Source organism: Streptomyces niveiscabiei, assembly GCF_001419795.1.
Taxonomy (GTDB): domain Bacteria; phylum Actinomycetota; class Actinomycetes; order Streptomycetales; family Streptomycetaceae; genus Streptomyces; species Streptomyces niveiscabiei.
In genome coordinates this window covers 1-7,188 of sequence record NZ_LIRL01000755.1, presented here as the reverse complement: position 1 = coordinate 7,188, position 7,188 = coordinate 1, and the positions used below count along the sequence as shown (strand labels likewise).

Genomic DNA, 7,188 nt, shown 5'->3' with positions numbered 1-7,188 from the left:
CGGACCCCGAGGCGCTCGCCGCCTGGTTCTTCGAGGCTGCCAACTCCGGGGACCTGGTCCGGTACATCGCGACCTTCGATCACACGCTCGCCGTTCTCCAGACCCGCGAGGGCCTGTTGAGAGTCGCTGAGGAGTATGTCCTCGACCTGGCGGCGGACGGTGTCGTGTACGGCGAGGTCCGCTACGCGCCGGAGCTGAACACGCGCGGTGGCCTCACGCTGNNAGGCCGCCGACCTGGCCGTCGTCTACCGCGACGCGGGCGTCGTCGGCTTCGACATCGCCGGCGCCGAGGCGGGCTTCCCGGCCGCCGACCACGCGGACGCGTTCGCACACCTGCGGAGCGAGAACGTGCCGTTCACGATCCACGCGGGCGAGGCGGACGGCCTGTCCAGCATCCACCAGGCCCTCCAGATCTGCGGAGCCCAGCGCATCGGCCACGGCGTCCGCATCACGGACGACATCGCCGACCTGGCCACCGGCAAGCTCGGCCGCCTCGCGGGCTGGGTCCGCGACCGCCGTATCGCCCTGGAGATGTGCCCCACCTCCAACCTCCAGACCGGCGCCGCGACCTCCATCGCCGAGCACCCGATCACCGCGCTGAAGAACCTCGGCTTCCGCGTCACCCTGAACACCGACAACCGCCTGGTGTCGGGTACGACGATGACGCGCGAGATGTCCCTCCTGGTCGAGGAGGCCGGCTGGACCACCGCCGACCTGCGCGATGTGACGGTGAACGCCCTGAAGAGCGCGTTCATCCCGTTCGACGAGCGCAAGAAGCTGATCGAGGACGTCGTCCTGCCGGGCTACTCCTCCGCGCTCTGAATCATCCCGCGCAGATAGGCCGCCTGACCGGCGTGTTCGAGGTCGTCCGCGAGCACGCTCACCAGGCGTACCCCGAGGCTGACCGGCGGGTCCCAGCGGATGTCGACGATCCGCTCCAGGTCCTCGGCGGCGACCGTGGCCAGCGCCTCCAGCGTCTGTTCGTGGACGGCGTCGTAGTAGCCGGTCAGCAGGTTCGCCCCGGCGACCCGCACCCGGGCGACCTGGTCGGGCCCGTGTCCGTACCCGGTGTCGTGCGGCGGCAGGTCGAGGCCGAACAGCTTCTCCCAGCCCTGCGCGTGCCACACCTGTTCCAGACCGAACGCGTCGGCGACATGGTCGTCCTGGACCCGGGTGAGGTGCCAGATCAGCCAGGCCACCGAGTTGGCCTGGGGGGCCGGCCGGTGGTTGAGCCCGTCCGCGTCGAGTCCGGCGACCGCCGCGTGGACCTCTTCCCGGATGCGGCCGTACCCGTCGATGAGAATGTCCTTCGCATGCATACGACCACCATGCCCCGCGCGCGGCTCACGCGCCCCCGGTTTCGAGCAACCCCATGAGCGCCCGCGCCGCCGGACTTCTCGCCCCGTCGGGCGGGAGCAGCGCCACGGTCTCGTAGCCCTGCTCCCCGGACCCCTTCAGCGGCAGCGCGGCGAGCGCGGGCCGCTTGTGCCGGAAGTGCCGGGGGACGACGGCGACGCCGAGGTTCTCGTCGATCAGGTCGAGGAGGCTGTGCACGTCGTTGACCTCCAGCGCGACCGTCCGCCGCACCCCCGCTTCCGCGAACGCCGCGTCGGTGGCCCGGCGCGGGCCCCAGTCGGGGTGGAAGTCCACGAACACCTCGTCCCCGACGTCCTCGCAGCTCAGCGCGGCCCCCGCGCCCGCCAGCCGGTGGTCGGGGTGGCACAGCACGTACATCGGCTCGACGGCCAGCGACACCGACCTGAGCTGGTCCGTGTCGTCCTGCGTCCGGTACGCGAACGCCAGGTCCAGCCGCCCCGCGGCGACCTCCTCGGCGAGCGTCCCCGACCCGAACTGCCGAAGCCGCACCTCCACGTCCGGGTGCGTACGGCGGAACGCGGCGAGCAGCCCCGGCGGGTGCACGCCCGCGATGCACTGCTCGGTGCCGACCGCGAGGGTCCCGCGCAGGACGCCCTGCACGGCCGCCACCGCCTCGTGCGCCGACCTGACCTGCGCGAGGATGCGCTCGGCCTCGGTCAGCAGGGCGCGGCCCGCCTCGGTGAGGGTCACCCGGCGGGTCGTGCGCACGAACAGCGGAGCGCGCAGTTCCCGTTCCAGGGCGCGGATCGACGCGGACAGGCCGGACTGGGACACCATGAGGCGTTCGGCGGCCCGGGTGAAGTGCTGGTCCTCGGCGACCGCGACGAAGTGCTGGAGGTGGCGCAGTTCCATGACCGGGAAGCTTAGCCACTGAGAAGCCCGGCCGCTGAATTCCATCGGATTCTTCTGTTGGACCTCTGCCCGCAGGTCGGGAAAGGTGGATATCGCTCGAAAGCTGTGCCCCCCACCCCTCGTGATGGAGTCGCGTTGTCCTACACCGCCCACCCCGACCGCTACGCGGACATGCCCTACCGCCGCTCCGGACGCAGCGGACTCAAGCTCCCGGCCCTGTCGCTCGGTCTGTGGCACAACTTCGGCCCCGACCGCTCGATCGAGACCCAGCGCGCGATCCTGCGCCGCGCCTTCGACCTCGGCGTCACCCACTTCGACCTCGCCAACAACTACGGCCCGCCGCCCGGCGCCGCCGAGTCCGCGTTCGGCGAGTTCCTCAAGTCCGACTTCGCGCCCTACCGCGACGAGATGATCATCTCGACGAAGGCCGGGTACCTGATGTGGCCGGGCCCGTACGGCGAGTGGGGCTCCCGCAAGTACGTGCTGTCGTCGCTGGACCAGTCCCTCAAGCGGCTGGGCCTCGACTACGTCGACATCTTCTACTCGCACCGCCCCGACCCCGACACCCCGCTGGAAGAGACCATGGGCGCGCTGCACTCCGCCGTCCAGCAGGGCAAGGCGCTGTACGTCGGCATCTCCAACTACTCCGCCGAGCAGACCCGCGAGGCCGCCCGCATCCTCGGTGAGCTCGGCACCCCGCTGCTGATCCACCAGCCGCGCTACTCGATGCTCGACCGGCGCCCGGAGACCGGCGGCCTGCTCGACGCGCTGGACGAGCTGGAGGTCGGCTCGATCGTCTTCTCCCCGCTGGAGCAGGGCGTCCTGTCCTCCCGCTACCTCGACGGCATCCCGGAGGGCTCCCGCGCGGCCAGCGAGAGCCCGTTCCTGAACTCCGACGCGCTCACGGAAGACCTCGTCGCCAAGCTGCGCGCGCTCAACGACATCGCCGCCGGACGCGGCCAGACCCTCGCGCAGCTCGCCCTCGCGTGGGTGCTGCGCGGCGGCCGGGTCACCTCCGCGCTCGTCGGCGCGAGCAGCGCCCAGCAGATCGAGGACAGCGTCGGCGCCCTCGCCAACCTGGACTTCGAGGACGCCGAGCTGGCGCAGATCGACAAGATCGTCAACGGTTGAAGCGTTCGGTCAGCCGTACGGTCACTGGCTCTCCCTCGGCTTTTCCGCAGGCCGCGCGGAGCCCGGCCCTGACCGGCAGCTTGTGCGTGCCGTCGCCGAGCGCCATGAAGGAGCTCTCGAACGGCTGACCGTCCACGGTCCCGCGGACCTTCACCCGTCCGCGGGTCCCGAAGAACGCCACCGACTCGGGCCACACCACGTACGTCCACCCGCCCTTCGCCGGGCTCCTGCGCAGGACGGCGGTGAACTCGACGTCCAGGGGTTCGCTGCTCATGACTCTCTCCGCTCGCTCGGGTCGTCCCGGTAGACCCGGCCGGGCGGGAGAACTCATCGCCCTTCGGGCACCCGGTCCAGGAAACCGAGCACGGCAATGATCCGGCCGTCCTCGTCCAGGGTGACGACGTCCGATCCGGCCACCGGAGCCGTATCGTCCGTCTCGTTCACCAGCTCCCAGGAGAAGCGGGCCGTGTCGTGGTGGCCGTCGACCGCCCCGGTGAGGCGGAAGGCGAACCCGGGGAACTGCTCGCGCGCCGCCGCGATCAGGGCGGCGATCCCCGCGTGGCCGCTCACATCCGCCAGGGGGTCCGTGTAACTGCCTGTTTCCGTCCAGGCCGCCGCGACCGCCTTCGCGCGGGTCTCGGGATCGGGCGCGTTCCACGCCTCGAAGTAACGAGTGACGGCGATGTTGTGACGCTGGGTGTGCACGGGCATACGGAATCGGCCTCCTGTGAAGGTGTCATAACCGGTCGGGACCCGGATCGCTCTCCGGTGTCCTCAACTCTCCCCGCGCAGGTCCCCGGGGTCGATTACCTCCGAGGTCATGAAGCTGTGCCTCCATGCGGCATGCATTCCGGCCAGGCCGGGCCCGGAATATGCCAGGAGACTGGCCGGAAAGACATGGTGACAGTGTTTTAGAAGTGAACATACTCGTCGTCATGGGTAGCTCACTCTCAGGTACCGCATAGAAAGCGAGGCCGCCCGCCCGGCATCGATCGACGGGGGAGAGAGACGTGCACGACGAATTCCTGTGCCATGTCACCGCGTACGGTGTCTGCGACGGCCGCCGCATCGGCGTACCGCTCGGCACCTACCGCGCACCCACCCTCGCGCTCGCCCTGTGGTGGTTACGCGACCGGGCCTCCTGGATCGCCGAGCGCCTCGACCCCCAGCCGGAGAGCGGCCTGTGCCCGCCCGGCGCGCTCGTCCCGGTGGCCCACACCGTCCCCGACGTCCCCGGCGCCCTGCGCGCCTGGTGCGCCGACATGGGCCAACAGGAGCTGGTAGCCGACGAGTTGGCGGTCGGCCGGCTCGTACGGATCGCCCTGAGCGACGAGACGACGGAGTACGAGCTGCTCGCGGAGTCGGTGGACGCGCTGCGGATGCAGCGGACGATCCCGGCCCTGGTGCTGCCGGTCGCCTGAAGACCTCGCGGCCCCGCCAGGCGCACACATGGACGAATCGATAGAATTCCGGCATGGCGGAGCCGTCGGTCCTCCCGACCGCACCCGACCTGGTCCTGGAGACCGAGACGGGCTCCACCGTGATGACCCCGGCACACGCGTACCGCGTCGGCCGCGACCCCCTCAGCGACATCGTCCTCGACGACTCCCGCGTCTCCTGGCACCACGCGGTCCTGCGCCCCGAGGGCGACCACTGGCGGATCGAGGACGAGCACAGCACCAACGGCACGTACACCGACGGCCACCGCGTCCACGCCGAGGACGTCGGCCCCGGCAGCGTCCTGTGCTTCGGCAGCCCCGACGACGGCCCCCACGCCCGCCTCAAGGCCGCCCGCACCGCCGCCTTCCGCAGCCCCACCGCCGTACACCGCCTCCCGGCCACGACCGTCCGCATCGGCCGCGCCGCCGACAACGATCTCGTCCTCGACGACCTCGTGGTCTCCCGGCACCACGCCGAACTGCGCGCGCTGCCCGACGGGACGCACGAGATCGCCGACCTCGGCAGCCACAACGGCACCTATCTGAACGGAAGTCCGGTCACCCGCGCCCTGGTCGGGCCCGACGACGTCGTGGGGATCGGGCACTCCGCGTTCCGGCTCGCGGACGGCAGGCTCCAGGAGTACGTCGACACCGGCGAGGTCTCCCTCGACGTCCAGGACCTGACCGTCACCCTCGGCGACGGCCGCGTCCTGCTCGACCACGTCTCCTTCCCCGTCGGCGAGAAGTGCCTGCTCGCGGTGGTCGGCCCGAGCGGCGCGGGCAAGTCGACGCTGCTGGGCGCCCTGACCGGACAGCGCCCCGCCGACCACGGCACGGTCGGCTACGACGGCCGCGACCTGTACCGCGACTACGCCGAACTGCGCCAGCGCATCGGCCTCGTCCCCCAGGACGACATCCTGCACGCCCAGCTGACGGTCCGCGCCGCCCTCACCTACGCCGCCGAACTCCGCTTCCCCCAGGACACCGCGAAGGAGGAGCGCCGCGCCCGCGTCACCGAGGTGATCCACGAACTCGGCCTCGGCCAGCGCGCCGACCAGCCCGTGCACAGCCTCTCCGGCGGCCAGCGCAAACGCGTCAGCGTCGCCCTGGAACTCCTCACGAAACCCTCGCTGCTCTTCCTCGACGAGCCGACCTCGGGCCTCGACCCCGGCATGGACCGCTCGGTGATGCACATGCTGCGCGGCCTCGCCGACGACGGCCGCACCGTCATCGTCGTCACCCACTCCGTCCTCAGCCTCGACGTCTGCGACCGCCTCCTGGTCCTCGCCCCCGGCGGCCGGACCGCCTACTACGGCCCGCCCGAGGACGCCCTCGCCTACTTCGGCGCCGCACAGTGGCCGGAGGTCTTCGAGTCCCTCGAACAGGACCGGGACTGGGCGGGGGAGTACCGCCTCTCGCCCCTGCACCGCCGGTACGTCCGCGACGCCACCGCCCAGCCCCGGCTGCCCCGCCAGGACCGGGTCACCGTCCCGCCGCCGCCCCGCCCGCGCGGCCGAAGAGCCCAACTCGCCACCCTGGTCCGGCGCTACACCGCCGCCCTCTCCTCCGACCGCACCTTCCTCGCCGTGATGATCGCCCTCCCCTTCGTCATGGGCGGCATGGCCCGCGCCCTCGCGGGCGGGCGGCTCACCGAGAAGACGGCGATGAACGCGCTGCTGATCCTGTGCGTCGGAGGCGTCCTGACCGGCGCGGCGAACGCCGTACGCGAACTCGTCAAGGAACGCGGCATCTACCGGCGCGAGCGGGCCGTCGGCCTCTCCCGGGGCGCCTACCTGATGTCCAAGGTGGTCGTCCTCGGCACGGTGACCGTCCTCCAGGCCGTCGTCCTCACCCTCGTGGGGCTGCTCGGCGTCGACCTCGGCGCGCCCGGCGGCAAGGGCGTCCTCACGCATCCCCTCGTCGAGATCACCCTCGCCGTCGCGCTGCTCTCCTTCACCGCGATGACCCTCGGCCTGCTCGTCTCCGCGCTGGTCCGGAAGGAGGAGGTGACCATGCCGCTGCTGGTGCTCCTCGCGATCGTCCAGGTCGTGTTCTGCGGCGCGCTGCTGGAGCTGGACGGCGTACCCGTCCTCGAACAGCTCGCCTGGCTGATCCCCTCCCGCTGGGCGCTCGCCGCGATGGCCTCGACCCTCGACCTCGGCCGCATCGTCCCCGCCGACCCGCTCTACGAGCACACCACGGGCGTCTGGCTCCTGGACATCGCGATGCTGGCCGTCCTCGCGGTGGTGTTCCTGTACGGGGTCTCCCGCCTCCTGCGCCGGCACGAGCCGGCGATCATGCGGAAGTAGGCGGTGACGGTGGACGTCCCCACGGTGAACGCCTCCGGCGCCTTCCGGCCCACCCATGTCGTCCCGCCCCACGGCATGCC

At 71.5% G+C, this 7,188-nt stretch carries 8 protein-coding genes and 1 pseudogene; 5 read left to right on the top strand and 4 right to left on the bottom strand.

Going from position 1 to position 7,188, the window contains the following annotated elements:
* Both AOK24_RS51420 and AOK24_RS32800 read left to right on the top strand, forming a co-directional pair.
* A pseudogene (locus AOK24_RS51420) lies at positions 1 to 221 on the top strand (adenosine deaminase); the annotation flags it as partial.
* A 2-nt stretch (positions 222 to 223) separates the two neighbouring features.
* Positions 224 to 822: adenosine deaminase family protein (locus tag AOK24_RS32800; protein ID WP_240554237.1), on the top strand; the 599-nt coding region annotated here is incomplete at its 5' end.
* Here the strand turns inward: AOK24_RS32800 and AOK24_RS32795 are convergent.
* Together AOK24_RS32795 and AOK24_RS32790 are read right to left on the bottom strand one after the other, a co-directional pair.
* Complete coding sequence (locus tag AOK24_RS32795) at positions 804 to 1,319, bottom strand: mycothiol transferase (protein ID WP_055723659.1); 516 nt, start codon at positions 1,317 to 1,319, stop codon at positions 804 to 806. The two genes, AOK24_RS32800 and AOK24_RS32795, sit on opposite strands and share 19 nt — an antisense overlap.
* A gap of 25 nt (positions 1,320 to 1,344) precedes the next feature.
* Positions 1,345 to 2,229, bottom strand: coding sequence for a LysR family transcriptional regulator (locus tag AOK24_RS32790; protein WP_055723658.1), 885 nt, complete (start codon positions 2,227 to 2,229; stop codon positions 1,345 to 1,347).
* Positions 2,230 to 2,364: 135 nt separating this feature from the next.
* Here AOK24_RS32790 and mgrA point away from each other — a divergent pair, with 135 nt between their 5' ends.
* A complete protein-coding gene (gene mgrA, locus AOK24_RS32785; RefSeq protein WP_079057108.1) occupies positions 2,365 to 3,360 on the top strand; it encodes an L-glyceraldehyde 3-phosphate reductase in 996 nt (331 codons plus the stop codon).
* Here the strand turns inward: mgrA and AOK24_RS32780 are convergent.
* Both AOK24_RS32780 and AOK24_RS32775 read right to left on the bottom strand, forming a co-directional pair.
* Positions 3,350 to 3,634 carry a DUF1905 domain-containing protein gene (locus AOK24_RS32780; RefSeq protein WP_063799555.1) on the bottom strand — a complete coding sequence of 95 codons (285 nt, stop codon included), beginning with the start codon at positions 3,632 to 3,634 and terminating at the stop codon, positions 3,350 to 3,352. The two genes, mgrA and AOK24_RS32780, sit on opposite strands and share 11 nt — an antisense overlap.
* Before the next feature lie 53 nt (positions 3,635 to 3,687).
* Positions 3,688 to 4,071, bottom strand: a complete 384-nt coding sequence (locus AOK24_RS32775; protein WP_055723657.1) for a nuclear transport factor 2 family protein — start codon at positions 4,069 to 4,071, stop codon at positions 3,688 to 3,690.
* A 299-nt stretch (positions 4,072 to 4,370) separates the two neighbouring features.
* Between AOK24_RS32775 and AOK24_RS32770 the strand changes: the two genes are divergently transcribed.
* Entirely contained in the window at positions 4,371 to 4,781 is a 411-nt protein-coding gene (locus tag AOK24_RS32770; protein WP_055723656.1) for a hypothetical protein, read from the top strand.
* Positions 4,782 to 4,834: 53 nt separating this feature from the next.
* A complete protein-coding gene (locus tag AOK24_RS32765) occupies positions 4,835 to 7,108 on the top strand; it encodes an ABC transporter ATP-binding protein/permease (RefSeq protein WP_055723655.1) in 2,274 nt (757 codons plus the stop codon).
* Positions 7,109 to 7,188 lie beyond the last annotated feature (80 nt).

Excerpts from the sequence above, each read along its gene's own strand:
- AOK24_RS32795 (WP_055723659.1), bottom strand. The coding sequence starts at position 1,319 with ATGCATGCGAAGGACATTCTCATCGACGGGTACGGCCGCATCCGGGAA.
- AOK24_RS32790 (WP_055723658.1), bottom strand. The coding sequence starts at position 2,229 with ATGGAACTGCGCCACCTCCAGCACTTCGTCGCGGTCGCCGAGGACCAG.
- AOK24_RS32780 (WP_063799555.1), bottom strand. The coding sequence starts at position 3,634 with ATGAGCAGCGAACCCCTGGACGTCGAGTTCACCGCCGTCCTGCGCAGG.
- AOK24_RS32765 (WP_055723655.1), top strand. The coding sequence starts at position 4,835 with ATGGCGGAGCCGTCGGTCCTCCCGACCGCACCCGACCTGGTCCTGGAG.
- AOK24_RS32775 (WP_055723657.1), bottom strand. The coding sequence starts at position 4,071 with ATGCCCGTGCACACCCAGCGTCACAACATCGCCGTCACTCGTTACTTC.